Annotated in this window: 25 protein-coding genes and 1 pseudogene; 16 read left to right on the plus strand and 10 right to left on the minus strand. The window is 42.8% G+C overall.

Annotated features, from left to right (window positions below; all coding sequences use genetic code 11):
• Nucleotides 1-151: 151 nt before the first annotated feature.
• The 4 genes from F0227_RS00515 (at nt 152) to F0227_RS00530 (ending at nt 3,819) form a co-directional block, all read left to right on the plus strand.
• Nucleotides 152-1,048 (plus strand): ABC transporter six-transmembrane domain-containing protein, encoded by an 897-nt coding sequence (locus F0227_RS00515; protein WP_171751187.1) that lies wholly within the window; start codon nt 152-154, stop codon nt 1,046-1,048.
• A gap of 76 nt (nt 1,049-1,124) precedes the next feature.
• Nucleotides 1,125-1,793: a response regulator transcription factor gene (locus tag F0227_RS00520; protein ID WP_171751188.1), complete on the plus strand. Its 669-nt coding sequence runs from the start codon at nt 1,125-1,127 to the stop codon at nt 1,791-1,793.
• A gap of 5 nt (nt 1,794-1,798) precedes the next feature.
• Nucleotides 1,799-3,097, plus strand: coding sequence for a HAMP domain-containing histidine kinase (locus F0227_RS00525; protein WP_171751189.1), 1,299 nt, complete (start codon nt 1,799-1,801; stop codon nt 3,095-3,097).
• Nucleotides 3,098-3,192: 95 nt separating this feature from the next.
• Nucleotides 3,193-3,819, plus strand: coding sequence for a LysE family translocator (locus tag F0227_RS00530; protein ID WP_171751190.1), 627 nt, complete (start codon nt 3,193-3,195; stop codon nt 3,817-3,819).
• Here F0227_RS00530 and F0227_RS00535 read toward each other — a convergent pair.
• Both F0227_RS00535 and F0227_RS00540 read right to left on the minus strand, forming a co-directional pair.
• Nucleotides 3,802-4,401, minus strand: a complete 600-nt coding sequence (locus F0227_RS00535; RefSeq protein ID WP_171751191.1) for an HAD family hydrolase — start codon at nt 4,399-4,401, stop codon at nt 3,802-3,804. The two genes, F0227_RS00530 and F0227_RS00535, sit on opposite strands and share 18 nt — an antisense overlap.
• A 75-nt stretch (nt 4,402-4,476) precedes the next feature.
• On the minus strand, nt 4,477-5,343 hold the full coding sequence (locus F0227_RS00540; RefSeq protein WP_171751192.1) for a LysR family transcriptional regulator: 867 nt from the start codon (nt 5,341-5,343) through the stop codon (nt 4,477-4,479).
• 205 nt (nt 5,344-5,548) lie between these two features.
• Between F0227_RS00540 and F0227_RS00545 the strand changes: the two genes are divergently transcribed.
• Both F0227_RS00545 and F0227_RS00550 read left to right on the plus strand, forming a co-directional pair.
• On the plus strand, nt 5,549-5,839 hold the full coding sequence (locus F0227_RS00545; RefSeq protein WP_171751193.1) for an antibiotic biosynthesis monooxygenase: 291 nt from the start codon (nt 5,549-5,551) through the stop codon (nt 5,837-5,839).
• A 41-nt stretch (nt 5,840-5,880) separates the two neighbouring features.
• The gene (locus F0227_RS00550; protein WP_171751194.1) at nt 5,881-6,879 is read left to right on the plus strand and encodes a Gfo/Idh/MocA family oxidoreductase; all 999 of its coding nucleotides are present in this window, start codon (nt 5,881-5,883) and stop codon (nt 6,877-6,879) included.
• Between the two features lie 66 nt (nt 6,880-6,945).
• Here the strand turns inward: F0227_RS00550 and F0227_RS00555 are convergent, their stop codons facing one another.
• The 4 genes from F0227_RS00555 to betB form a co-directional block, all read right to left on the minus strand.
• A complete protein-coding gene (locus tag F0227_RS00555) occupies nt 6,946-7,194 on the minus strand; it encodes a cysteine-rich CWC family protein (RefSeq protein WP_171751195.1) in 249 nt (82 codons plus the stop codon).
• Nucleotides 7,195-7,315: 121 nt separating this feature from the next.
• The gene (locus F0227_RS00560) at nt 7,316-8,533 is read right to left on the minus strand and encodes a BCCT family transporter (protein WP_171751196.1); all 1,218 of its coding nucleotides are present in this window, start codon (nt 8,531-8,533) and stop codon (nt 7,316-7,318) included.
• 221 nt (nt 8,534-8,754) lie between these two features.
• Nucleotides 8,755-10,443 (minus strand): choline dehydrogenase, encoded by a 1,689-nt coding sequence (gene betA, locus F0227_RS00565; RefSeq protein WP_171751197.1) that lies wholly within the window; start codon nt 10,441-10,443, stop codon nt 8,755-8,757.
• Between the two features lie 9 nt (nt 10,444-10,452).
• Nucleotides 10,453-11,919: a betaine-aldehyde dehydrogenase gene (gene betB / locus F0227_RS00570; protein WP_171751198.1), complete on the minus strand. Its 1,467-nt coding sequence runs from the start codon at nt 11,917-11,919 to the stop codon at nt 10,453-10,455.
• 768 nt (nt 11,920-12,687) lie between these two features.
• Here betB and F0227_RS00575 point away from each other — a divergent pair.
• Both F0227_RS00575 and F0227_RS00580 read left to right on the plus strand, forming a co-directional pair.
• On the plus strand, nt 12,688-12,927 hold the full coding sequence (locus tag F0227_RS00575) for a type II toxin-antitoxin system RelB/DinJ family antitoxin (protein WP_171751199.1): 240 nt from the start codon (nt 12,688-12,690) through the stop codon (nt 12,925-12,927).
• Nucleotides 12,917-13,204: a type II toxin-antitoxin system RelE/ParE family toxin gene (locus F0227_RS00580; RefSeq protein ID WP_171751200.1), complete on the plus strand. Its 288-nt coding sequence runs from the start codon at nt 12,917-12,919 to the stop codon at nt 13,202-13,204. The genes F0227_RS00575 and F0227_RS00580 overlap by 11 nt, the downstream gene beginning before the upstream one ends.
• A gap of 135 nt (nt 13,205-13,339) precedes the next feature.
• Here F0227_RS00580 and F0227_RS00585 read toward each other — a convergent pair whose 3' ends face one another.
• Complete coding sequence (locus F0227_RS00585) at nt 13,340-13,507, minus strand: hypothetical protein (RefSeq protein ID WP_171751201.1); 168 nt, start codon at nt 13,505-13,507, stop codon at nt 13,340-13,342.
• A 473-nt stretch (nt 13,508-13,980) separates the two neighbouring features.
• Between F0227_RS00585 and F0227_RS00590 the strand changes: the two genes are divergently transcribed.
• Nucleotides 13,981-14,805, plus strand: a complete 825-nt coding sequence (locus tag F0227_RS00590) for a DUF2797 domain-containing protein (RefSeq protein ID WP_171751202.1) — start codon at nt 13,981-13,983, stop codon at nt 14,803-14,805.
• A gap of 464 nt (nt 14,806-15,269) precedes the next feature.
• Nucleotides 15,270-16,514, plus strand: a complete 1,245-nt coding sequence (locus F0227_RS00595) for an MFS transporter (protein WP_171751203.1) — start codon at nt 15,270-15,272, stop codon at nt 16,512-16,514.
• A gap of 107 nt (nt 16,515-16,621) precedes the next feature.
• Here F0227_RS00595 and F0227_RS00600 read toward each other — a convergent pair whose 3' ends face one another.
• On the minus strand, nt 16,622-17,032 hold the full coding sequence (locus tag F0227_RS00600; protein ID WP_171751204.1) for a hypothetical protein: 411 nt from the start codon (nt 17,030-17,032) through the stop codon (nt 16,622-16,624).
• Nucleotides 17,033-17,214: 182 nt separating this feature from the next.
• Between F0227_RS00600 and F0227_RS00605 the strand changes: the two genes are divergently transcribed.
• The 3 genes from F0227_RS00605 (at nt 17,215) to F0227_RS00615 (ending at nt 20,798) form a co-directional block, all read left to right on the plus strand.
• On the plus strand, nt 17,215-17,619 hold the full coding sequence (locus F0227_RS00605) for a copper resistance protein NlpE (protein WP_171751205.1): 405 nt from the start codon (nt 17,215-17,217) through the stop codon (nt 17,617-17,619).
• Between the two features lie 525 nt (nt 17,620-18,144).
• The gene (locus tag F0227_RS00610; RefSeq protein ID WP_171751206.1) at nt 18,145-19,593 is read left to right on the plus strand and encodes an SEL1-like repeat protein; all 1,449 of its coding nucleotides are present in this window, start codon (nt 18,145-18,147) and stop codon (nt 19,591-19,593) included.
• 161 nt (nt 19,594-19,754) lie between these two features.
• A complete protein-coding gene (locus F0227_RS00615; protein ID WP_171751207.1) occupies nt 19,755-20,798 on the plus strand; it encodes an SEL1-like repeat protein in 1,044 nt (347 codons plus the stop codon).
• A 31-nt stretch (nt 20,799-20,829) separates the two neighbouring features.
• Here F0227_RS00615 and F0227_RS00620 read toward each other — a convergent pair.
• Nucleotides 20,830-20,985: pseudogene (locus tag F0227_RS00620) on the minus strand (ogr/Delta-like zinc finger family protein); the annotation flags it as partial.
• Nucleotides 20,986-21,389: 404 nt separating this feature from the next.
• On the opposite strand from F0227_RS00620, the gene F0227_RS00625 reads away from it, so the two are divergent.
• From F0227_RS00625 to F0227_RS00635, 3 genes are all read left to right on the plus strand, one after another.
• Nucleotides 21,390-21,764: a tyrosine-type recombinase/integrase gene (locus tag F0227_RS00625; RefSeq protein ID WP_253822000.1), complete on the plus strand. Its 375-nt coding sequence runs from the start codon at nt 21,390-21,392 to the stop codon at nt 21,762-21,764.
• Nucleotides 21,765-21,973: 209 nt separating this feature from the next.
• On the plus strand, nt 21,974-22,186 hold the full coding sequence (locus F0227_RS00630) for a hypothetical protein (protein ID WP_171751208.1): 213 nt from the start codon (nt 21,974-21,976) through the stop codon (nt 22,184-22,186).
• The gene (locus F0227_RS00635) at nt 22,187-22,561 is read left to right on the plus strand and encodes a hypothetical protein (RefSeq protein ID WP_171751209.1); all 375 of its coding nucleotides are present in this window, start codon (nt 22,187-22,189) and stop codon (nt 22,559-22,561) included.
• Between the two features lies 1 nt (nt 22,562).
• Here the strand turns inward: F0227_RS00635 and F0227_RS00640 are convergent, their stop codons facing one another.
• Nucleotides 22,563-23,144 (minus strand): putative adenosine monophosphate-protein transferase Fic, encoded by a 582-nt coding sequence (locus tag F0227_RS00640; protein WP_171751210.1) that lies wholly within the window; start codon nt 23,142-23,144, stop codon nt 22,563-22,565.

A 23,144-nucleotide genomic window follows, 5' to 3' on the forward strand; every position in this document is an offset into this window, starting at 1 on the left:
TCTTTTGTCGAGAAATCATTTTACTGAGTGATACATCACAACTTAATGTGGAGTAGTTAGCCCTATTTGGTCACGCGCTGTGTTAACTCTAAATTAACCACTCTCTCACTAAACTAAGCCATAACATTGTCAATAAACTACTGAGAATAAAATGGCGCGATACCGCAAGTTTGGCCTTCTACCTATTATCAAAGCTTATCGAAGCAAGATCATCATCACTTGGGCAATGATTGTTATTGAGAACATCTTAATTGCCTCTATCCCCTTGGTAATAGGCATCGCGATTGATCAACTTATTGAAGGTAATACCGAAACCATTGGCTACTTCGCCTTCATCATGCTGTTATTGATTGTGATCTCCGCGGGTAGACGCATGTACGACACTCGCGCCTTTGGCAAGATTCGAGTGGATCTCGGAAGCGAAGTCGAAAAGAGATTCCACTCTTTATCGATCTCCGTACAGAACGCTAGAATCGAACTGTCGCGAGAACTGGTGGATTTTCTTGAGAACGAACTTCCCGAATTGTTTACCGCAATCATTCAGCTGGTAGTGGGTTTTGTCATTCTGATCAGTTTTAAAATTGAGCTAGGCATAGCTTCATTGGCACTGATCATTGGCATGATGATTTGCTACAGTTTTGCTCACGGCATCTTCTATAAGCTCAACGCCAATTGGAACAATCAGGCGGAAAAACAAGTCAATATCCTCAATAGAAAAACCAACTACCAGCTAATTCGCCATCTTAATAAACTCAAATTATGGGAGATTAAAATCTCTGATACAGAAGCGATCGTTTACGGTGTTATCTTTGTCCTTATCGCTCTTTTTATGGGCTATAACTTATTAGAAAGTGCCTCTATTGCTGACCCTAAGCCGGGGGTTATTTTTACCATCATCAGTTATTCATGGGGGTTCTCTGAAGCCGGACTTGCTCTGCCTGTTGCCCTACAGAATATGAGTCGTCTTTGGGAAATTAGTGAACGGCTCAATAGTCAGCCTAAGCCCGTAGAAAAACCCATCGATGTTGCAGCCAGTTCAAACTTGTAGCCACAAGGGATCCTATTTTACTGACGGCTATACTAAAATACTGATGAATAGGTACCCAGCAGAGTAGGACAACAAAATGACAATAGAAGCATTGATCATCGAAGATGACCGAGATTTAGCCGAAGCCATCAGTGATTTTATGGAGTTAGACGGGTTCGAGTTCGACTTTGCCTATAACGGTGTAGCTGGACTCAATCTCGCCAGTGAAAACAGTTATTCTGTCATTCTTCTCGATATTAACATGCCGAAAATGGATGGATTAACGGTATGTCAAACATTGCGAGAGAAGGGCATTAGTACCCCCATCTTAATGCTCACGGCCCGCGATACTCTAGATGATAAGGTGAAAGGTTTTTCTGTCGGCACTGATGATTACTTAGTTAAACCATTCGCAATGGAAGAACTGCAAGTACGGTTACAGGCACTTGTTCGACGCTCATTAGGTACGGTGCAAAAGCTTACGGTTGGTGATCTTTGTGTCGATTTGGATAAACACACCGCCGTTCGGAATAATCAAACCGTTACCTTACCACCAGCATGCTGGAAAATGCTGGTCTGCTTAATGCAGCACTCTCCTAATGTTGTCTCTAAACAAGAGTTGGTTACCAGCGTATGGGGAGAAGAACTGCCCAATAGCGACAGCTTAAAAGTCCACCTATTTAAACTTCGACAAGCCATTGATAAACCTTTTGAAACGCCACTCATTCACACCATCCACGGTGTCGGTATTGCACTAAAAGAGTGATGAAAATGCTAAGTATAAAACGTGATATTTATATCTTTCTATTTGGACTGGCATTTGGGTTAACCGCGGTCTACAGCTTATTGATGAGCCAAAGCTACGAGATCGGGATAAAAGAGACCGAAGCTTATGGATTCAGGTACGAGATAGCCTCCATCGAGAAACAGTACCAAGCCACAGGATCACTGCCGCAGCTTCCCAAGGGTGAAACATTACAAACCTATTTAACTATCGATGATATCCCAGCTCAATACCAGAGCAGTTTCGACTGGCCCGCTATGGTGCATAATGAGATTTATGAAAATTACCTCACTACCGAGCAGGATGTTCTTTACCTTTATGGTTTCAAATACACACTCGCGGCTAGTAACATTACTCTCTATTTTGTTTCCCAATACAGTGGCAAACAACTAGAGCAGATTTTTTATGACAATCCACCAGAGTATGATCAAAACAAAATAATAGGTATGGCGGCTGGCGCACTGGTTCTGATTGTCTTTTTAATGGTTAGGATCTTAATTCACCGTATCACCAAGCCTGTGTTTCAGCTATCAGATTGGGCAAAACAGTTATCAGAAAATGATATCCCCCCTCCAAGCAATTTGCGCTATTCAGAACTTAATCGTTTAGCAAACCAGCTCTCTATCAGCGTCAAAAAACAGAGAGAAGCGGTAGAGCGTGAAGAGTTTTTCCTTCGTGCCGCCAGCCACGAAATGCGCACACCGTTAACCATTATCTCAGCAAGTGTCGAAATGCTTAACCGCGTTGCGGCAGATAGCCCTAAAAGCGCCACACGCGCCATTAATCGTATTTCTCGTTCAGTGGCAAATATGCAAGATATGGTCACCGCCCTATTGTGGTTATCTAGGGAAAACACACAAGGGTTAGCCACCGATACTGTCGCGCTTAAAGCGGTTGTAGAAGAGGTAATTCACCAGCATCAACACCTTATTTTGGATAAAGATATTACACTATCAATCAATGAACCCACTCCCGTTCAGTTACCACGAGAAGTGCCTGAACTGATAAAAATTGTGCTGGTTAACCTGATTAGAAACTCCATCCAACATACTGAGCAGGGCAACGTCAATATTGATCTGAGTTGTTCACAGATTAAGGTGACCAATCCATTCGAGCCACCCAGTTCTGTTCAATCGGGCTCAAACATCAATACCATGAGTTTTGGCATTGGGCTGTTTCTGGTGGAAAAAATTTGCATCAAACAAGGCTGGCAATTAACCCATCAACAAGATAATGAACACTTTATTGCTTCTATCCGGTTCAACAGACAGCGACCAACAGATTAGATGGCTCTCTGCGTGCAGGGATAAAATAGGTTGACGTCGATTTTTTAATCGATATTGTGTCTCAATGAATCTCAGGAATGGAATCAGGTGTAAAAATGTCTTTTGAAGGAGCCATCACTTTTTTTATCGCTATCTTTATCTTTAGCGTAACCCCCGGTCCGGGCGTATTTGCCATACTGGCAAGAGCCTTAGTATACGGCGCCAAAAAGTGCACCTTTTTAGCGATGGGCATGGCCATCAGTGATCTTGTTTATTTGATTCTTGCCTGCTTCGGTTTGGCCACGATAGCGGAAAACTGGACCGAAGTTTTTGTTGCTATCCGCTATATCGGTGCTGCTTACTTGATATATCTCGGTTACAAAATGATCAAAACATTGCCGCAAGCGAAAGACGCCATACAGTCTGAAAGTCACGGTACCAATGACTCCCACTTAGCGAGCTTTATTCAAGGTTTTCTTATCTCGGCCTCAAACCCAAAAGTGATCCTTTTCTATATCGCCTTTTTGCCGACATTTATCGACTTAACTCTACTAGAAGCCAATGACATCATGCTCGTCTCTGTACTGGCGTTCATTGGATTAATGGCAGGACTGATGCTTATCGCATTTGGTGCGGCCAGAATGGCTCGCTTGTTAAAAACACCACTAGCTCATAAACGACTTAACCGTGGTGCTGGCAGTATCATGATCCTAGCGGGAACCTACTTAGCAGTAAGCCGCTAACAACTGCTTTGGTGTATGAACAACATAGGTCGGGTTTCTTGTGGCAAGCAGCGACTCAGTTTGCCACCCCCAAGTTACCGCAATTGAACTCAGCCCAGCTTGATTAGCTGCATCAATATCGCTCGCGCTATCCCCTATCATTACGAGCTCTTCGCCATACTGCTGTTTCAATGCCTTAAGCTTATCCGTTTTACTTCCATCACTGTCTCCACCAAGAATAAAACTAAAATAATGTGCTATTTGGTGATGAGTAAGTATTGCCTTAACAATTGTGCTATTCCCTGCGGACAGTACCGCTAATGGCATTTTTTGGGATAGGGTTGCAATCACTTCAGGAATATCGTCAAAAAGGCGTGGCATTAAGGTTTGCCCTTTCACCGCTCTTGCTACTTCAATCGCAAACTGTTCTTCATTAAGCCCCAGCTTTTTACCCATCTCTTCAAAGGTAACAGGGTCAAGATCAGCAAATGGATTGGCTGGCAATGGTTGTTTATGGCCCAGATTTTTTGCTACATCACGACACACCTTGGCATAGATCTCCAACGTATCTGCTAACACACCATCAAAATCAAAAATAAGCATTTAACCGTCCCTGTTACTTGAGTATAAAAACCATTTATTATCACATTCTATTTTTAACAAACACCGTTGGTTTTATTATTTGCGCAGTGAAGCCAAAACAAAGTCAACAAACGTACGGTTTTTTAATGATAACTGCTTGTCTTTATACAATAAATTTATTGGTGAAGGTTCAAGTAAACTCTGCGGCAGTACAGGCTGCAACGTACCATCTGCCAACTGCTGCGCTATCAATATTTTAGGCTGGAGTATCACCCCTATTCCCTGTACTGCGGCATGAGTTAATACTTGCCCGTTATTTGATTTTAAACGCGTCCTAGAATGATTGAACTGCAAGGGGTTTGACGTCGTAACAGCATCATCATAATTAAAGCCGAGACAGGTGTGATGTCGAAGATCCGATACCGTTTCAATAACAGAATGTTGCTGTAAATAATCGGGGGAAGCAGCATAGATCATCTCATACACACCAACTTGTCTGGCGATCATTGACGAGTCAGCCAACTCCCCAATACGAACAATCACATCATACTGCTCATGAAGAGGGTCAATGAGTCGATTTTCCAGTATAAGATCGACGTTAATGCTCGGATATTGAGATAAAAATTCAACCACAATGGGGGCCAATATTTGGTTACCGTATGTCACCGGAGAGTTAACTCTCACCGTGCCTTGAGGTCTGTTTTCTAACGTCTGAATCTGATTTTCTGCATTATTAATATCATCCAAAATTCTTTGGCATTCGTGATAATAAATACGACCAGATTCCGTCAACGACTGGCGTCGAGTGGTGCGATTTAACAACCGGGAACCCAAGCTAGATTCAAGATACTGAATGTGTTTACCAACCATGGTGGCAGAGATATCAAAATGACCCGATGCACTACGAAAACTACCATGGTTTACCACGTGTACAAAGATCGCCATACTGCGTAACTTATCCATATCCCCTCATTGATAGCCAGATTCATGATTCACAAAAAGCAATAGCAATGCTTCTCTCAACGGTACAGTCGCAGCCATTAAAACCGGCACATTAACAACTATAAGTTTACAAAGAATCAATTTTAACCAAGTTTATCAATTTTAACGATTAGATAAAATAGACACTACTTTGTTTTAAATACGACCCCTTATTGAGGACACACACTTGTCAGACCCTACTATAGTTATCACTGCAGAGCTAAAAATCCGCGACAATATTGATATTGCAACGGGTAAAGAGGCCATTATTCAGTTCTGTTCCGCGATGCGTTCCGAACCCGGTTGCCTAATGGCGGATCCGCATCAGGGTAAAGAGAACCCTCGTCAATTTGTTCTGTGGGAAAAATATCGAGACCAATCTGCATTTGAAGCACACTTTAGCGCTCAACACACTCAAGATTTTATTGCCTCAGAAATCACAGAGCTAGTCCAAGCATTCGACTCAAAAATGGTTTAGCTAAAGATCCACTGCAATTTAACTTAAATAGGGTAACAACAATGAAAGAACCGTTACGCTGGGGAATTCTAGGAACCAGCTTTATTTCGGCAGTGATGGCCGAGGCGATAAACGCCAATGAAGAGAGTGAAATTTATGCTGTTGCTGGCCGCAATCAAGATACATTAGCGGCGTTCGCCAAACAACACGCCATAAGCAGCACCTTTACCGACTATGATGCGCTTATCCAAGATGAACATGTAGATATTGTCTATATCGCCTTACCCAACCACCTGCATCATCCTTTTATTGTAAAGGCCGCAGAAGCAGGCAAAGCGATACTGTGCGAAAAATCGCTCTCTGTTGATATGGAGAAAACCGAATTAGCGCTGAATGCCGTCAAAAAACACAAGGTCTTCTTTGCAGAGGGTTTGATGTACTTAAATCACCCTTTTAGTGCAGCTATTCAGCACGCCGTTGCCGAAGGAAAAATTGGTAAATTACGCTCAATCAATGCCAGTTATAGCGCCGCGATCTCGCAATTTGTAAACCCTGACAGCAAAGGCACTTTATACAATTTAGCCTGTTATCCAGTCTCTCTAATTTATAGAGTGTTACAGTCTCAGCTTAACCCACAACAACAGCAGCAATATGATGTGTCTGCTTATGGTCGACGAGGAGCGGATGGAAATATCTGTGAAATTTCAGGGTTGATACGTTATTCCGACGATCTGGTGGTACGAGTTCATAGCGCAGAAGATTATGGCCTTCATCCTGAATTTACTCTACTTGGTAGCAAAGGAAGTTTAACCATCAACAGTAATCCATGGCTACCGACAACAACCAACACCATGACAATAACCGAGTATGAGAAAGCGGGCGAACAGATAACAATAAATGCCGAGGGTGACGCTTTCTACTATCAGGTGAAGAACATTGTCTCTGCCATTCAACAAGGGGCATTATCTCTTGCTCAACCGGCGGCCAATATCGACGACTCTTACCAGATAATGAAGTTGCTCACGACCTTGGAACATTCAACAAGTTTTACAGGCAACTAGGTAAAAAATAGGTAGGCAAAAAGGTAAGCAGACGAATAGTACGCTCAATAGCCTATCTATGCGTTATTAGCTCAGTGATTCTGATTCTTTTGACGCATTCGTAGCAATAAAAGAGCGAATACAGTTTTTGCAGATACAGGTTTTTCCTTGCGCCTCTTTTGGCAGTGTCTGCAAAATCTGTTGAGGAAATTCAATGGTCGCATCTGCGCACCAGCAAGCGGCACTATCCCCACCTTGAGACAGATTTTCGCAGGCGTTATCGCCGCCACATAAAGGGCAGACATGTGGCTCGATTGATATCGGCTTTTTATTCAAAATCCATTCCTATTAGATACTCTTTTGGCCAACAATGAATAGCAGCTTAGCATAAGACAAAAAGAAAGCAGAATACCGTATAACGATATTCTGCTTTGTCGTTTATATCGATTAGAGTTAGCTAGTTTGCCAGCTCAATTTTGCCAAAGTCGATTTTGTTCTCTGCTGGTGAGGTTTTAATCTCAACCACTTTACGGTAATGGCTAACCAGAATATAACCGAAGCAGCCTAAGATTAGTCCAATCGCTAACGCGCCGACCCATTGAATTTGTAAGAAATCCAACTTAAACAGCAAGGTTAATCCGCTCAGCAATACCACATTACCTATGATGTACTTGGTCTTACCAAAACGTTGCACCGTTAAATTTAGGTTGTCAGTATACAGACGAACTAATGAATCTAATGAGTTGATTACAAACGTTACGCCAACAAACACCATCGCCATATTGCTAATACCCGCCACCGGAATGTCATTAGCGCTGTAGTAATACAGTACCGTAAACCAGATACCGATAGGCACAGATGGGAAAATCATCATTGAAGCTAATACTTGATAGGTTTTCATGCCACCAACAAAACGGGCAGTGAACTGGCCTATCATAATGCTCCACGCAAACCACCAGTAGAGATAAAACTCATGGTAGTCATTGATCGGTAAAACAAAGTTATGCAAGTTAGCAAAGTAGTCCCCTAGCAAGCCAAAGGTAGTAAAGAACTCGCCAACGCCAGAGCCGTCAGACAAGAATGCTCCAGCCCACATCATTACGATCAAGCCAAGGAACAGCCAGCTACTTCCTAGGCTCAAAATTCGTACATAGCGAATACTGGTACTTGAATAAACCGACGCCGCAATAACAGCAAAGACCACTAGATAGAAACTGCCAATAATGGTTTCGCCATCGCCGAGGGCAGGCATATACCATGGTAGGTTAACCAGTAGCAAATAAGCCGTAAACGCACAGGTTCCGATGATTATGAGGTTATTAATAAACTTGATTAACGGTATATCGAAAAACTTAACTCTAGGCTCTATTACGCAAAAGTAGAAACAGGTCAAAAAGTAGAATGCCCAGATAAAGAATGCCCAAAAACCAAACTCAATAGCCAGTGGATTACTGAACGCATATTCCGGACTGGTTGCCACGTCAGCGTAACCAGCAAACTCGGTCAATGGAAACATAATCAAACCCACATCCAGACCAGATGTGAACAGAATAGCAATAAAGGTAAAGTTACGTACTGGTGTCACACCAATACACTTAATATTACCCCAACGATAGATAACAAATGCAATAGCGGCAAATACAAACAATATGCCGATGGATAACCAAGTGGTCATTACTTAACCTCCATGTTGATATAACAAGAAAACATAATTCATTCCTTACGTTATGTTTTATTTGCTAAGCCGCAATTGTTACAACTGGCTCCTGCCATCAGGTTTTAACTATCGTGCTGACGATAGGTAAAGCCTGATAAATTGGACATAGCAATGTAATGGGCCGTTTGCGAGTATCGCGTAGGTAGGCCCCTCACCTTAATGGGTTAACAAAAATTCGATTAGTAACTCATCATTCTTTTTGGCGCTTGCTCTCGCTGATTCTCACGCCAGTCATCTGCCACAATCACTTCAGCATCACTTGCTGCCAGCATGTCGTTTCCTAAAATTAAGTCTGCTGCGCGCTCTGCAACCATAATGGTTGGCGCGTTTAAGTTGCCATTAGGAATGGTTGGGAATATTGACGAGTCGACGACTCTTAACCCTTCAACGCCATGAACCTTGGTTTCGGAGTTCACTACTGCCATCTCATCTTCACCCATTTTGCATGAACAAGAAGGGTGATAAGCACTCTCTACAGAACTGCGCACAAACTGATCAATCTCTTCATCCGTTTGTACCGCTAACCCCGGCTGAATCTCTTCACCACGATACTCATCTAAAGCGGGTTGATTGATGATCTCACGAGTAAGCCGCACACAAGCTCTAAACCCTTCGATATCGTCTTGATGCTGTAAGTAGTTAAACTGAATTTGAGGTGCCACGCGGGCATCGTTAGATACCACTCTTACTGAGCCACGGCTCTTCGGTTTATTGTGTCCAATATGAACTTGAAAACCGTGGCCTGAAAATGCTTCTTTTCCGTCATAACGCATAGCCGCGGGCAAGAAATGATACTGAAGATCCGGCCACTCCAAATTTGCCTTTGAACGAATAAAACCGCACGATTCAAAATGGTTCGTTGCCCCTAAACCCGACTTATCCAAAATCCAGCGAGTACCGATCCATAGCTTGTTGAGCGGGTCTAACTTGCCATTTAGCGAGATAGGCTTTAAACACTTAAATTGGAAGTAGAACTCTAGGTGATCTTGTAAATTTTCACCCACACCTGGCAGTTCATGCACCAAGTCAATTCCGGCATCAGCCAAAGTAGCTGCGTTACCAATACCTGAAAGCTGCAATATATGAGGGGAGCCGATCGACCCAGCGGACAAAATCACTTCTTTGCCACACAGTAGATCCACCATTTTTCCCTTGCGCTCATAGCGAACGCCGACGGCTTTCTTACCTTCAAACAGTACTTTGTGCACTTGAGCGTGCGTGATAACCGTTAAGTTTTTACGCTGCCTCGCGGGTTTTAAATAGGCATTTGCTGTCGACCAACGCACACCATTTTTTACCGTCATATGCATTGGGCCGAAGCCCTCTTGTTGAGCGGCATTGTAGTCGTCCGTTTGTAGATAACCGGCGTCGCTGCCCGCGTCTACAAATGCCTTATACAATGGGTTCTTCATATTATTGCCGTTGTTTACCGCTAATGGGCCACTATCGCCACGATAGTCTGACGCACCAAACGCCCACTGTTCCGCTTTTTTAAAATAAGGTAAGCAGTGCGCATAATCCCAATTTTGAGCTCCTTCTTGCTGCCACTCATCAAAATCACGAGCATGCCCACGAACGTACACCATGCCATTGATGGATGACGAACCACCTAACACTTTACCTCTTGGGCAGTGCATGCGGCGTTGGTCTAAAAAGGGTTCTGCTTCCGTTTCAAACTGCCATGCGTATTTACTGGTGTTCATCGGAATAGAAAGAGCGGTTGGCATCTGTATAAAAATGCTTTTGTCACTGCCACCGGTTTCCAGCAGCAGCACTTTGTTGTTGTTCTCCGCAGAGAGACGGTTCGCCAGCACACACCCTGCACTACCCGCGCCGACAACAATATAATCGTATTGGACTTCAGTCATAGTGACTCCTTAAAATGGGCTTTCTAGAGATTGCATACCAACATATACCGCTTTAACTTGGGTATAGGCATTCAGAGTCTCTCGGCCATTTTCTCGACCAATGCCAGACATTTTATAACCACCTACTGGCATCTCTGCCGGTGACGCGCCATAGGCGTTTATCCAGCAGATACCGGCTTGTAACTGGTGAATAACTCGGTGAGCACGAGTAATATCTTGAGTAAACACACCCGCAGCCAAACCTAAGGCGGTGTTATTGGCACGACGAACCACTTCCTCTTCTTGTTCGAACGTTAAAACAGACATTACAGGCCCGAAGATCTCTTCTTGCGTTAACGTCATCTCATCGTTGCAATCGGTAAAAATGGTAGGCGCTACAAAGAATCCGTCTGGGGCATTGTCAGGCTTTAGTGCGTGACCACCCGTTAATAGAGTTGCTCCCTCTGCTTTGCCCTTTTCTATATAACTCAGCACTTTTTGCTGATGATCATGGGAAATCAAGGCGCCAAAGTTAGTTTCTGCATCCATTGGGTCACCACACACAATATTTTGCTCGGTACGTTGAACCAGTCGTTCAATAAATCGTGGATAGATCTCTTTTTGCACAAATACACGCGTACCATTGGTGCAGATTTCGCCTTGAGTGTAGAAGTTTCCAAGCATGGCGGCTGACACCGCGTTTTCTACGTCGGCGTCGTTGAAAATGATGAGTGGGGATTTACCACCAAGTTCCATGGTGACTTCTTTAAGCGTGCTGGCAGCAGAAGCCATCACTTTTTTACCGGTTGATACTTCTCCGGTAAACGATACTTTGGCAATCTCTTCGTGATGGGTTAACCACTGGCCAACGCGACCATCACCTTGCACAACATTGAATACCCCATCAGGAACACCTGCTAGAGAGAAGATTTCTGCCAAACGTAATGCGCCAAGTGGAGTCTCTTCTGATGGTTTAAAGATCATTGCGTTACCGCACGCTAATGCCGGTGCTGCTTTCCAACACGCAATTTGTAATGGGTAATTCCATGCGCCTATACCAGCACAAATACCTAGTGGCTCTCTTCGCGTGTAATAAAAGTCATCACCAATACTTTGTTGGTTACCCTCTAGGCCCGGCACCAAACCGGCAAAAAATTCTATGGAATCCGCACCGGTTACTACGTCGACAACCGAGGCTTCTTGCCACGGCTTTCCGGTATCTAATACTTCTACTTGAGCAAGCTCATCATTATGCTCGCGCAACAGTGCAACAGCTTTAAGTAAAATACGGCTACGCTCTGTAGCCGTCATAGCTGACCAAGCAAGAAAACCACTTCGGGCACTCTCAATTGCAGCTTGTTGAATGTGCTCATCAGCAACTTCAACAGCGTAACTTACCTTCCCTGTAGCAGGGTTCACTACCTCGAACGTTTCTCCGCTTTTGTTAGCGATGAACTTTCCGTGGATATAATTTTGATAAACGATTAACGATGACATTGGTTTCTCCCAGACTGCGCGATCACAGTGTTGATAATCGCTGGAAAATCGGCCAGCAGTAATGAAATAGGATGAGATAAAGCGAGACAATATGGAGGCATAAAAACCACTACCGATTAGGTAGTAACAAACCACTGACGCGACATAGACAAATCCTTTATCTTACATTCCTTGAGTAAATGAACGCCTAAATTGATTCTTTTTCGAATCATTCGAACACTAAATATATCAAAAATGAATTCTTATTTTTCATTAGGCACATTTATAATGTCGAGGATAATACCTTGCTTTTAATCAAATAAATAGCGCAATGTTGCATTTTTTAGCGGTTTGTTTTGATTTTGTTGCGTAAAAAAACAGTTCGAACAGTAATTATTTTTTACGAAATCGGTAAGAAAATTGAGTAAATTAGTAAACGCACTGCTAGGTTATCGCAGCCTGAAACCAGAGGTTTTTTTGGTCAACAACGAATAGGTGATGCCGCTACAAAGTGACTACGGCATAGGGTATTTAGGAAAAGTAATTCGGCTTGTTACAAATAACTCTGATGCTCCTCGTAATGATTGATTTTTACTAATGATTCTTCCCCAAAACAGACTATTTTTTTACTCAATCAATCACCAATAAACAGAATGAGCGCTGAAGGCTATCGTCATCAGTATTGGCTTGCTTTTTAAACCAACGGGTACAGAGGAAAAATAAAAATTGACCACTTGCCTTGTAATGACTATTGTAATTACAAAATGTGGATTTATATGTAGGTTAGTTATGGCAACAATTAATATTCGTATCGATGATAAGCTAAAAGCGAAGTCTTATGCCGCTCTTGAAGAGCTAGGAGTGACACCCAGCGAAGTGTTGCGTCAAACTTTAGAATATGTAGCTCAAAATAACAGACTTCCTTTTCAAACCATTTTAGTCAATGAGGAAGATATGGAACTGCTTGAAACGGCGAAGCAGCGATTAATATCCCCTCAAAGAGTCAAGGTAACGTTGGATGACCTATGAGCTTGAATTTGATGCAAGAGCATTAAAAGAGTTTAAAAAACTTGATAATACTATTCGTCAACAATTCAAAAAAAAGCTTAAAGAGATACTGATTCTCCCCAAGATAGCCGCTAACCAACTGAGAGAGCTCCCCCACTGTTACAAGATAAAGCTTCGTAGTTCTGGTTATCGAATGATTTACCAGGTAAATGATGAAACGATCACTGTTCTAGTTGTTGCCATTGGTAAGCGAGATAAGAGTAGCGCTTATAAAAAAGCAGTGACTAGAATAAAGTAACATTCATTCTATTTATTGCCTTTGAATACTGTCAAAAACAAGTCCCACACAAAAAGTTCGTCACAACCACTTATATAAAATCACAATCCCATAAAGCACCGAAAACCATCCCTTCGGTGCTTTATCCATTCAAACCTACTCTAGTTCTTGCTGCTTGTAGTGGTTCAATAACGTCAACAAAAACAAGCGGATTTCGTTCTCTGTGGCGTTATCTAGGTTACTGTTGGTGCTGGCGTTTAAGATAAAGTCTTCGACTTGCAGGTAAAAATCGGGTTCTGAATGGGATTTCGTTGATTGGGTCACAATGACCTCCATGTGATTTGTCTGAATAAAAATCACCAACCAAAGGTACGAATCAATGGGTGGTGAACTGAACAAGGTTCGTACTACCGCTCACACGAAACGGCCAACCCAAAGGTTGCCTCGCCCAGCCCACCATAATTCAGCTTACTGTCTAGTTATTAGACAAAATCACCATATTTAGGTGTGCAAAAGCCGCACATGAAAAACCAGCAAAAAGCTGGCATCAATGTGCCGTGTGAAACATAAAGCGGGGTACGAAACCCGACACTGGATTTTGCCAGTGCGGGGTAAGCATATGATTTATTTGCTTGAAGTGTCAATGTGTTAATTATGGAATGCGATGAAGGCTGTGAGTCGTCTATTCTTCTGAGCCAAAACAGTAGAATAATATGGTTGGATAACTCTATCAGCGACACTTCTTTGCTACAATCCAATCAATGAATATTTATAATGACAAAAATAATAGGTAGAACATGTCCATTTTAGCAAAAGGAACCTTGAGTAAAATGCGTGCCAATTTAGGAGAAGCGGTATTTTATCGTCTACCTGTTGGAGACTCAGAGATTGATCTTAATCCATATATAGGTCAATCGATTACACTTACGCACACAGGTAATATCTTCTGCAGTTCATGCGGTAAAAAAACCAAAAAGAGCTACTCTCAAGGTCACTGTTTCGTCTGCATGAGGAAATTGGCGAGTTGCGATATGTGCATTATGAAACCTGAAATGTGCCATTACGACCAAGGAACATGTCGTGAGCCGCAGTGGGGTCAAGAGAACTGCATGATTGACCATTATGTGTATCTGTCTAATACCTCTAGCTTAAAGGTCGGTATCACTCGTCATAACCAAATTCCGACAAGATGGATTGATCAGGGTGCCACCCAAGGTTTACCTATTTTCAAAGTAAAAACTCGTTATATCTCTGGATTGATTGAGATTGAACTAGCAAAACACATCTCGGATAAAACCAATTGGCGTACCTTATTAAAGCAAGACGGTGATGCCATGGATTTATCAGAAAAATTTGCTGAGCTTCTTCCTTTGGTTTCCAAAAAGATAGAGGAAATTAAAGAGCAATTTGGAGCAGATGCGATACAAGTATTGACCGAGCCAACAACCGAGATACATTATCCAGTGACTGCTCATCCAACCAAAATTAGTTCACATAATTTCGATAAAAACCCTGAAGTGACGGGTATTTTGCAGGGCATTAAAGGACAATATTTAATTCTTGATACTGGTGTGATTAACATTCGCAAATTTACTTCTTACGAGATTAAAGTGAGCGATTAACTGGAGTTATAGAGTTCGAATCAATGACCCGATGTAAGTCATAAGGTGACAGGCAAGTCTCATATTAATCAAATAATGGTGTGATTAGCGGCTCTATTCGCATCATTTCCCCTTCATAAAGCGATCTGAGTAAGCCGTTTTTCATGCCAGCTCAGACATTTTATACCTTTCCCGGCATTAGAGAGTAAAAACGAGATTAACATAATATTTTTCTCAAAAACTCAAGATAATAAGCTAACTTTTACGGCGTAGTAACGTGAAAAGAAGAAACTAAAACTGCAATTAAATTAGGCAATTACTCTATTTAAGCATTTAAAAGTGATCTGCTTGTTATTGCAAGGAATAAAGGGGCTATCTTTTCTAAATCAGTTTCGTATACTGCCTAAAAAACCAACAAAACATGAGCTGCATCACATCCCCTGTGATTTCAGACTCATAATTACAGTCAGTAAGGAGAGGTTCACATGGAAGAGACAAACAGCTTATTTCAATGGCAGCGAATTCAACGGTTTAACTTTTCTGTCTGGACTGTCCTTGGTGGTGTATTACTTGCTCGTACCAGCTATTTTATGGCGTGGCCTTTTCTTATTGTCTTCTTGTACCAAGATTACGGTGTCTCTGCGATAGATGTAGGCGCTATGCTTGCTTCATCCGCTCTAATTGGATCTATTGTTGGCCTATACTCTGGCTATCTTTCAGATAGGTTTGGTCGAAAGTGGGTCATGATCGCTGGCGCAGTCATTGCAGCCATCGCCTACACCGGCATTGCTATGGCACAACAGGTTTGGCACTTCTATGTTCTGATTATTATGAGTGGGTTAATGCGGCCTATGATCGAAGCGCCATCAAAAGCGGTTATCGGCGACAATCTCGATAATTTGGCAGACAGAGAGTTAGCGTTAAATATCCGTTATTTCTTAATTAATTTAGGTGGCGCAATAGGTCCGCTACTTGGGGTGACATTAGCATTGAGCTCACCTCAAAGCCTTTTTTATATCACAGGCGCTACCTATGTGTTTTATGGGTTTTGGTTGTTATTTGGTATCGAAAGGGGTAGCCGTTTCACAAAGCCGGATCCATCACAACTGCCTAATTTTAGATCCACTCTTAATGTCATTAGAAAAGATCGAATCTTTATGTTGTTGCTGATTGCTAACTTCTTAATGATGTTTGTTTATGCGCAGTTAGAGTCATCCATACCTCAAGTTATTGTAAGAGCAACAAGTGACGAAGCGGCTTCCATAATCGCAGGGTTGGTATTGATTAATACCTTAACCATTATTATCTTCCAGTTCCCTATGTTGAAGTGGCTAGAAAAAGTGCCGTTATTTACCCGAACTCGCATTGGTATGGCCTTAATGGGGTTAGCACAGTTTGGATTTATGCTGACGCCCGTAGATTGGCCTATAGGCTGGGGAATTGCCTGTTTTGTACTGAGTATGGGCGAGGTGATCGCCTTCCCTACCCTAAATGTACAAATAGACAGAATGGCTCCTGCTCACCTTAGAGGATCTTACTTTGGTGCTGCGGCGCTTTACTCTCTGGGATTCGCCGTCGCTCCTCTACTTGGTGGCGTTGTGATTGAAAACCTCAATGCCAATTGGCTGTTCGGTATTTGCATCATATTCTGTGTAGTTATGGCGTGGTTGTATCAGCTTGCAGAAAACAGTGAAGATACCGTAGAAAGAGAGCCGGTATCACAGGCGTAATCCCCGAAAACAATCAAGCACCTCTTAGACAAATGAGGTGCTTTAATGACTCATTACATAAGGAAATGGTAAGAATTTTGACTTGCCGAAGGCCATAAGCAAGTACGCTACTGTATCTCTTCAATCTCGATATAGTCCTCTTTTTTCCTTAAGTAAAACTTTCGATCGACCATCAAGCTTCTCTTAAGCAAAACCACAACCTTGGGGTGAATCTCATCCAGCTTCCATTTTGAAAGATCGATGACATAAGAGGTGAAATCTGACAGGTTCTCCGACATACAAGCGTCATAGGCGTCAAACCAATTATCATGAGTAATAGGTAAAAGGCCAGATCGCTGTCCTTCTATTATTTGACTGGCACTCTTCTCACAGATATTGCCAGCTTGTTGATATACCTTACCCAGCTCAAAAAGCCGATACCCCACAGCAGCCAGCTCTGAAATGACCACCAGCGAGACAACAAAATTGATGATCCGCCTTTTGATGATCTGCTTTTGCGCTTGCCTATAAAGCTGCATAGAAAATTAACCAGAAAAAAGAGAAGTATTATATCAGAACAGAGACGCCAGCTTTTAATTTCAAAACAGCAGTAGATAAACAACCGTGGTGTCATATACTAACTAAACAAATGCCACATCGGCATATGGACAATACAACTAGGAGGCATCTCAAAACCTCCATTACCTATAGAGACTTTTATATGAACCACTTTTTGGTCGCACTATTGATTGGCTGTTCGGCGTTGGTTGGATGTCAAGCGAACAGCGACTCTACTGATGCGAGTTCCACCGCAGATAACTCGCGAACTTCCCTTGACTGGCCCGGTATGTATAAAGGAATGGTTCCGTGTGACGATTGTGATGGTACGAATATTTTACTAGAGCTAAATACAGACGGAAGTTACATGCTAGGCCGCAGTTATATTGGGAAAATGGGCATTATGAGCATGGAACAAGGCGCGGTTGTTTGGGGAAAAAATGGCAACCGTATTACCGTTGGTGAAATGCATTATCAAGTGGGTGAAAACCAACTAATCTTGCTGGATCAAAATGGTCAAAAATCCGTAAACCAAGATGGTAATAGCTACCTATTACGTAAAGAGTAGTATGAGTAGAAGGACAAAAAAAGAAGACTGCCATCTCTAAAATTTGGAAATGGTGATCTTAAAAATCCCAGTTTTTAGCTAAACATTATTTAACGAATAGCATCTATCATAGTGACTTGAGGATCAGGGCGATACGCTGGAATATTATTGATTTTGTCTCCGCAGGCGGCCTCGTTCGGACTCCCCCTCCCTCCGCACCAAAATTCAGCACGTTAATTTTGTGATCCTATAGGCGCCTTACGAATGTGCGTTAAAACCTTGGTATATAAGGGCTTGGGGCGTTTTTAGAGAGGTGGGCAGGATCGTATTTGGGCGCTTTTGGGCATAATTGCGATCCTGATTTGTTGGAAGGTTCAGTTCTTAATTCTGTAGTTTCGATTCGATGTCACGTTTGCTGATGGAGTTCGGTGAAATTGATATGCTCTTGGTTGATTTGGGATTATAGTTTTAGTGTTTGTTTTACAAGAAAAAAGCAAATAAACCATCGTCTTTATTACTTTCCAATTTTTTAACTAAGAAGTCATCATGATGCTACCTCTGATTTCAAACGTCGTTCGTCATAACTCCCATATGTGTACTAATTTCAAACTAATCATGATTAGTATTGTTATAGCTATTGTTCTGGCAGGTTGTGCCTCTAGCTTTAATGAAACTAGAGAACTCGCTAACCAAGGCAATGTGAGTGCGCAAAATACTCTTGGCAATAACTATTTTTTTGGACGAGGCGTTGAGAAAAATGATGTAGAGGCTGTTAAGTGGTATCGCCTAGCCGCTGAACAAGGATATGCCGTTGCACAGTTCAATCTTGGTTTGATGTACGAAAAAGGGCTTGGTGTAGTTCAAAGTAATGAAAAGGCTGTGAGTTGGTACCGCATAGCAGCAGAGCAAAATCATGCAGACGCACAGGTAAATCTTGGTTGGATGTATAGAAATGCTAGAGGTGTAAAGCAAAGCGATGAACAAGCAGTAGAGTGGTTTCGTTTAGCTGCTGAACAAGGTAATGCGAGGGCACAAGTCAGTCTTGGAGAAATGTACGAGAAAGGACATGGCACAGTACAAAGCTACGTGCAGGCATTGAGGTGGTATCGATTAGCTGCGAAGCAAGGCTACGCCATGGCACAGAATCGTCTCGGAAATATGTATGAAAATGGGAGCGGTATAGAAAAGGATTATGTGCAAGCATTAAATTGGCATCGCTTGGCGGCTGAGCAAGGCTACCCTAGAGCACAAACAAATCTTGGTTTGATGTATGCAAAGGGGGCAGGTGTAGAGAAAAATGATGAGGAGGCAGTTAAGTGGTTTCGGTTAGCCGCCGAACATAACTATGCTACGGCACAAACCAATCTTGGTGGTATGTATTTAGTCGGGCGAGGTGTAGAGCAAGACTATGAGTTGGCAGTGAAATGGTATCGCTTAGCTGCAAAACAAGGCTATGCTGTAGCACAATACAACCTTGGTAAGATGTATAACGATGGTCGAGGTGTAGAGAAAAATTACGAACATGTATTGAGTTGGTATCGCTTAGCAGCAGAGCAAAATTATTCAGGTGCACAAGTAAGTCTTGGTATTATGTACTTAAAGGGGCGAGGCGTAGAAAAAAGCTACGAGCAGGCTGTGAAATGGTTCCGTTTAGCTGCTATTAGTGGAGATGTATATGGGCAAAGTAACCTTGGCTCTATGTATGAAAATGGACAAGGCGTGGAGCAAAGTGATGTGCAAGCAGTGAAGTGGTATCGCTTGGCAGCAGAGGAAGGGTACGCTTCAGCACAATACAATCTTGGTACGGCGTATTTAAAAGGGAGTGGTGTGGAGCAAAGTGATCAGGAAGCGCTGAAGTGGTATCGCTTAAGCGCGGAGCAAGGTCATACTTTATCACAATACGGCATTGGCTGGATGTATCAGGAAGGTCGTGGAGTAGAGCAAAATGATGAGCTGGCAAAAAAATGGTTTCGCTTAGCCGGTAAGTCACGTTGACATCAAAACGTTTAACAATGAACAGGAATAAATAATCATCCAAGGAACTCTCCTTGCTCCAAATCCTCCGGCCATACACAACTCAGGCTAGAGTTCGGGGGCGGGTACTCCCAAGAATCCGTTTAATAGTTTTCATTAAAATAGATAAGAATCTCATAGATATGCGTATAAGTTTCAAAATGATATTGGTCAGCATTGCAATGTATGTTGCTCTAGCTGGCCATGCTTTTAGCTCCAATACAATAAATGAAGTTGATGAACTTGCTTTGCAGGGAAATATCGATGCGCAGGTAACTCTTGGTGACAAGTATTACTTTGGTCGGGATGTAGAACAAGATTATCAGGAAGCAATGAAGTGGTATCGCTTAGCCGCTGAGCACGGTTATGTCAGAGCATATTTTAATCTTGGCTTTATGTATGAGAATGGCCATGGCGCTGAGCAGGATGATGAGTCGGCTGCAAACTGGTATCGCAAGGCTGCCGAAAAGGGGATTTCAGATGCTCAAAATAATCTTGGAGCTATGTATTTTGCTGGCAGAGGTGTAGAGCAAAGTAATAAGCAAGCAGCATACTGGTATGGCCTGGCTGCTGAACAAGGTCATGCCTATGCACAAAATAACATTGGTTGGATGTATGAAGAGGGGCTAGGTGTAGAGCAGAATTACGAGTTAGCAATGAAATGGTATCGTTTAGCGGCTGAACAAGATTTTGCTCAGGCTCAGTTTAATATTGGATCTATGTATATTGGTGCGCGCGGTGTAGAACAAAGTGATGAGCAGGCTGCGAAGTGGTACCGTCGAGCTGCGGATCTGGGTTTTGCTGATGCTTACGCTAACCTTGGTTATATGTATGACAAGGGGCGTGGTGTAAAACAAAGCGATAAGCAGGCAGTAAAGTGGTACCGGTTATCGGCTGAGCAAGGAAATGCTGAATCACAAGTTAACCTTGGGTCTATGTATCTTTTGGGGAATGGCGTAGAGCAGAGTGATGAACAGGCCGTATACTGGTATCGCTTAGCTGCTGAGAAAGGTAATGCTAGCGCGCAAAACAACCTTGGTTTTATGTATGAAGAAGGGCGTGGTATAGAGCAAAGTGATGAATTAGCGTTTAAGTGGTATCGCTTGGCAGCTGAGCAAGGCAGTACCAAAGCGAAAAGTAACTTAAATATTATTCGTAAGTCGGTGTGGCCTATTTTTTCAGACTAGCCTGACTTCTAGCCTCATTACTCACCCCATCAGGCTCAATAATCCGGTGTACGGATGTGTAAGTCACAAAGATAACCCCGCAGCTTAAGTTCTGGCACTGGCAATAAGCTTCGTGGGTTTCTTTGGTGATAGCCCATGAAGTCGCAATACGGGCTTTAGTTTCGCATTTCGGGCAGGTGATCAGCATATCCGTTAATCTAAAATCTAAATACTTCATCAATATAACCAAAACCAATCTAAAAAAGCGATTAAAAATAATTGCGGTAGGTTGATTTGGTCGCACAAGCCGAAAATTCCCGCCTTTTTCCTTGCTAAGCCGTCGCGAAGCGACACTACAGAGCCACAGGCAGCGCGCAGACATCAAAATGGTCACAGATAGGTTTCACCATACGGGGCCCGTCAATGGTCGTTACGAGGCGTTATGGTGGTGATAAAACAGGCTGGCCATTGATGGGAGGTACCCTTTCCCGAAGGGAGTTATCCCCGTGTTTTTGGGGATAAACAATAATAGATCCTGCAACGAATTCATCCCTTATCCATATCGTAAAAATCTGTCTGGCCACCGGTGCAAGTTGGAGTGAGGCAGAATCCCTGAAAGCGAACCAGCTGCAAGACGGTAAGATCACCTACCTGAACACCAAGAGCGGGAAGAACCGCACAGTACCCGTCAGCGAATCGCTGTTTTCAGAGTTAATGAGCTTAGGGGTTACTGGTGACCAAAAGCTATTTATGTCGTCACTGTCGGCATTTCGTAAGGCCATCAGCGCCGCAAAAATCGTCCTGCCAAAAGGCCAGATGTCTCACGTACTGCGACACAGCTTCGCCAGCCACTTTGTGATTAACGACGGCAATATTGTGGTGCTGAAAGACATCCTTGGCCACTGCACCATTACCACTACCATGCGGCTACGCATACCTGACACCGGATCACCTGTCGGATGCGGTGGAACTAAACCCGCTGGATAATCCGGCGGGTTAAGGGAACTAGATTTGTTAAGTCAGTGCCGATGATGTTATGTCTAGATTATTCAGTTGGTTATCTTGTTTTGCTTTCATTGTCTATTTAGTGATGTACGGAGTATTTTAAGTGCGGTGGTTGGAATAGAATCGTGTAGGAATTGTTGCGCTTATCCGTTTCTGGATAATGAATCCGTCAAAGTAACTTGGAGAATAGTATGGAATCAGTATGTAAATCGCTAATTTACCTAGTGCAGTATTTAGCTTGCGACCGAAATGACGAAGAATACACAGAAGATGATGATTTAAAAGAGATTGAGGCAGTAGCAAGCCTTTTACAAAGTGCAACTGAAGAAGAGAAAGCAATCTTAATAGCCCTTTCAAAAGAGTTAGGCTTCAAAAATTGGGCGAATCAAATTGGTATTGAATAAATGAGTATAACTTTGATCGTTACACAAGCGTATGACGTAGATTTCAACGAGACTGGCCGAGAAATCGATGAACAGGAATGGCAAGAGTTTGTTGAGTCTCAAGACAATTTGAGATTTTGTTTAGATTCTATTGTGGCTGAAAATCCAGTGACCGGTGAGACAATTAAAATCGCCACATCAGAAGGTGATACAGAAGTTCTAATCAATGATAGTTGGCAACCATTTTTAAACTACAGTTATGGCGAACTTCGCATGGGATACATTGCAGATATGGAAAACTCAGATAATCCTATCCGAGCTGCGGTTTCTAGTGTGGCGGGTTATTTTTCTGCAATCATTACCCATGATGCTGGTGACGAGATTTTGGCTTGGTAATCTAAGTAACGATTCTTTTAAAGATTCTGGCCATAGAGGCATAATTTACATTTACACCGTCGATATTGGCCTGAATCCACTCTTCCGGCAGCACATCTTCCCAGCTCAGTTCATATCCTGCGGATAGGGCAATATGTTCGAAAAGCAGACGCTGAACACGGCCATTTCCTTCACGGAATGGATGCAGCATATTGATCTCGCAATAGTGCTCTGCGAGTCTGTCACAGAAGGTTTCCCTGTCCAGGTCTTGTAACCAGTTCTCTTTTTCCAGTGCAGCAAACAATCTGGCAGCTTCCGGCTCGATGCGGTCAAAGTAGCAGAAACGTGTACCGCCTTTTGAGATATCGATGGTGCGGGTTGTGCCGGCCCAGTCGTATAGGCTGGAGAAAAGAGTTTTGTGTAGCGATTTTAAGTAATCGAGATTATAAGGCGGTGTGTGATAGACAACTTCGTTTATCTGGATCTCGGTGATTTCCCGTTCAGCATCTTCCAGCGTATCAAGGTCTTTAATGTTTAGCTTGTTCTTTAGAACAGAGGTGTCGGGATAGCAATAGTGATCGCCGGCCGCATCATATTTGTCCAT

The organism is Vibrio sp. 99-8-1, from assembly GCF_013114595.1.
Taxonomy (GTDB): Bacteria; Pseudomonadota; Gammaproteobacteria; order Enterobacterales; family Vibrionaceae; genus Vibrio.

Bases quoted from the DNA above. Each gene is read 5' to 3' on its own strand.
- F0227_RS00580 (WP_171751200.1), top strand. From the start codon at position 12,917: ATGACCTATGAGCTTGAATTTGATGCAAGAGCATTAAAAGAGTTTAAA.
- F0227_RS00635 (WP_171751209.1), top strand. From the start codon at position 22,187: ATGAGTATAACTTTGATCGTTACACAAGCGTATGACGTAGATTTCAAC.
- F0227_RS00550 (WP_171751194.1), top strand. From the start codon at position 5,881: ATGAAAGAACCGTTACGCTGGGGAATTCTAGGAACCAGCTTTATTTCG.
- betB (WP_171751198.1), bottom strand. From the start codon at position 11,919: ATGTCATCGTTAATCGTTTATCAAAATTATATCCACGGAAAGTTCATC.
- F0227_RS00630 (WP_171751208.1), top strand. From the start codon at position 21,974: ATGGAATCAGTATGTAAATCGCTAATTTACCTAGTGCAGTATTTAGCT.
- F0227_RS00595 (WP_171751203.1), top strand. From the start codon at position 15,270: ATGGAAGAGACAAACAGCTTATTTCAATGGCAGCGAATTCAACGGTTT.
- F0227_RS00590 (WP_171751202.1), top strand. From the start codon at position 13,981: ATGTCCATTTTAGCAAAAGGAACCTTGAGTAAAATGCGTGCCAATTTA.
- betA (WP_171751197.1), bottom strand. From the start codon at position 10,443: ATGACTGAAGTCCAATACGATTATATTGTTGTCGGCGCGGGTAGTGCA.
- F0227_RS00560 (WP_171751196.1), bottom strand. From the start codon at position 8,533: ATGACCACTTGGTTATCCATCGGCATATTGTTTGTATTTGCCGCTATT.
- F0227_RS00605 (WP_171751205.1), top strand. From the start codon at position 17,215: ATGAACCACTTTTTGGTCGCACTATTGATTGGCTGTTCGGCGTTGGTT.
- F0227_RS00540 (WP_171751192.1), bottom strand. From the start codon at position 5,343: ATGGATAAGTTACGCAGTATGGCGATCTTTGTACACGTGGTAAACCAT.
- F0227_RS00615 (WP_171751207.1), top strand. From the start codon at position 19,755: ATGCGTATAAGTTTCAAAATGATATTGGTCAGCATTGCAATGTATGTT.
- F0227_RS00530 (WP_171751190.1), top strand. From the start codon at position 3,193: ATGTCTTTTGAAGGAGCCATCACTTTTTTTATCGCTATCTTTATCTTT.
- F0227_RS00535 (WP_171751191.1), bottom strand. From the start codon at position 4,401: ATGCTTATTTTTGATTTTGATGGTGTGTTAGCAGATACGTTGGAGATC.
- F0227_RS00600 (WP_171751204.1), bottom strand. From the start codon at position 17,032: ATGCAGCTTTATAGGCAAGCGCAAAAGCAGATCATCAAAAGGCGGATC.
- F0227_RS00575 (WP_171751199.1), top strand. From the start codon at position 12,688: ATGGCAACAATTAATATTCGTATCGATGATAAGCTAAAAGCGAAGTCT.
- F0227_RS00525 (WP_171751189.1), top strand. From the start codon at position 1,799: ATGCTAAGTATAAAACGTGATATTTATATCTTTCTATTTGGACTGGCA.
- F0227_RS00520 (WP_171751188.1), top strand. From the start codon at position 1,125: ATGACAATAGAAGCATTGATCATCGAAGATGACCGAGATTTAGCCGAA.
- F0227_RS00610 (WP_171751206.1), top strand. From the start codon at position 18,145: ATGATGCTACCTCTGATTTCAAACGTCGTTCGTCATAACTCCCATATG.
- F0227_RS00515 (WP_171751187.1), top strand. From the start codon at position 152: ATGGCGCGATACCGCAAGTTTGGCCTTCTACCTATTATCAAAGCTTAT.
- F0227_RS00640 (WP_171751210.1), bottom strand. From the start codon at position 23,144: ATGGACAAATATGATGCGGCCGGCGATCACTATTGCTATCCCGACACC.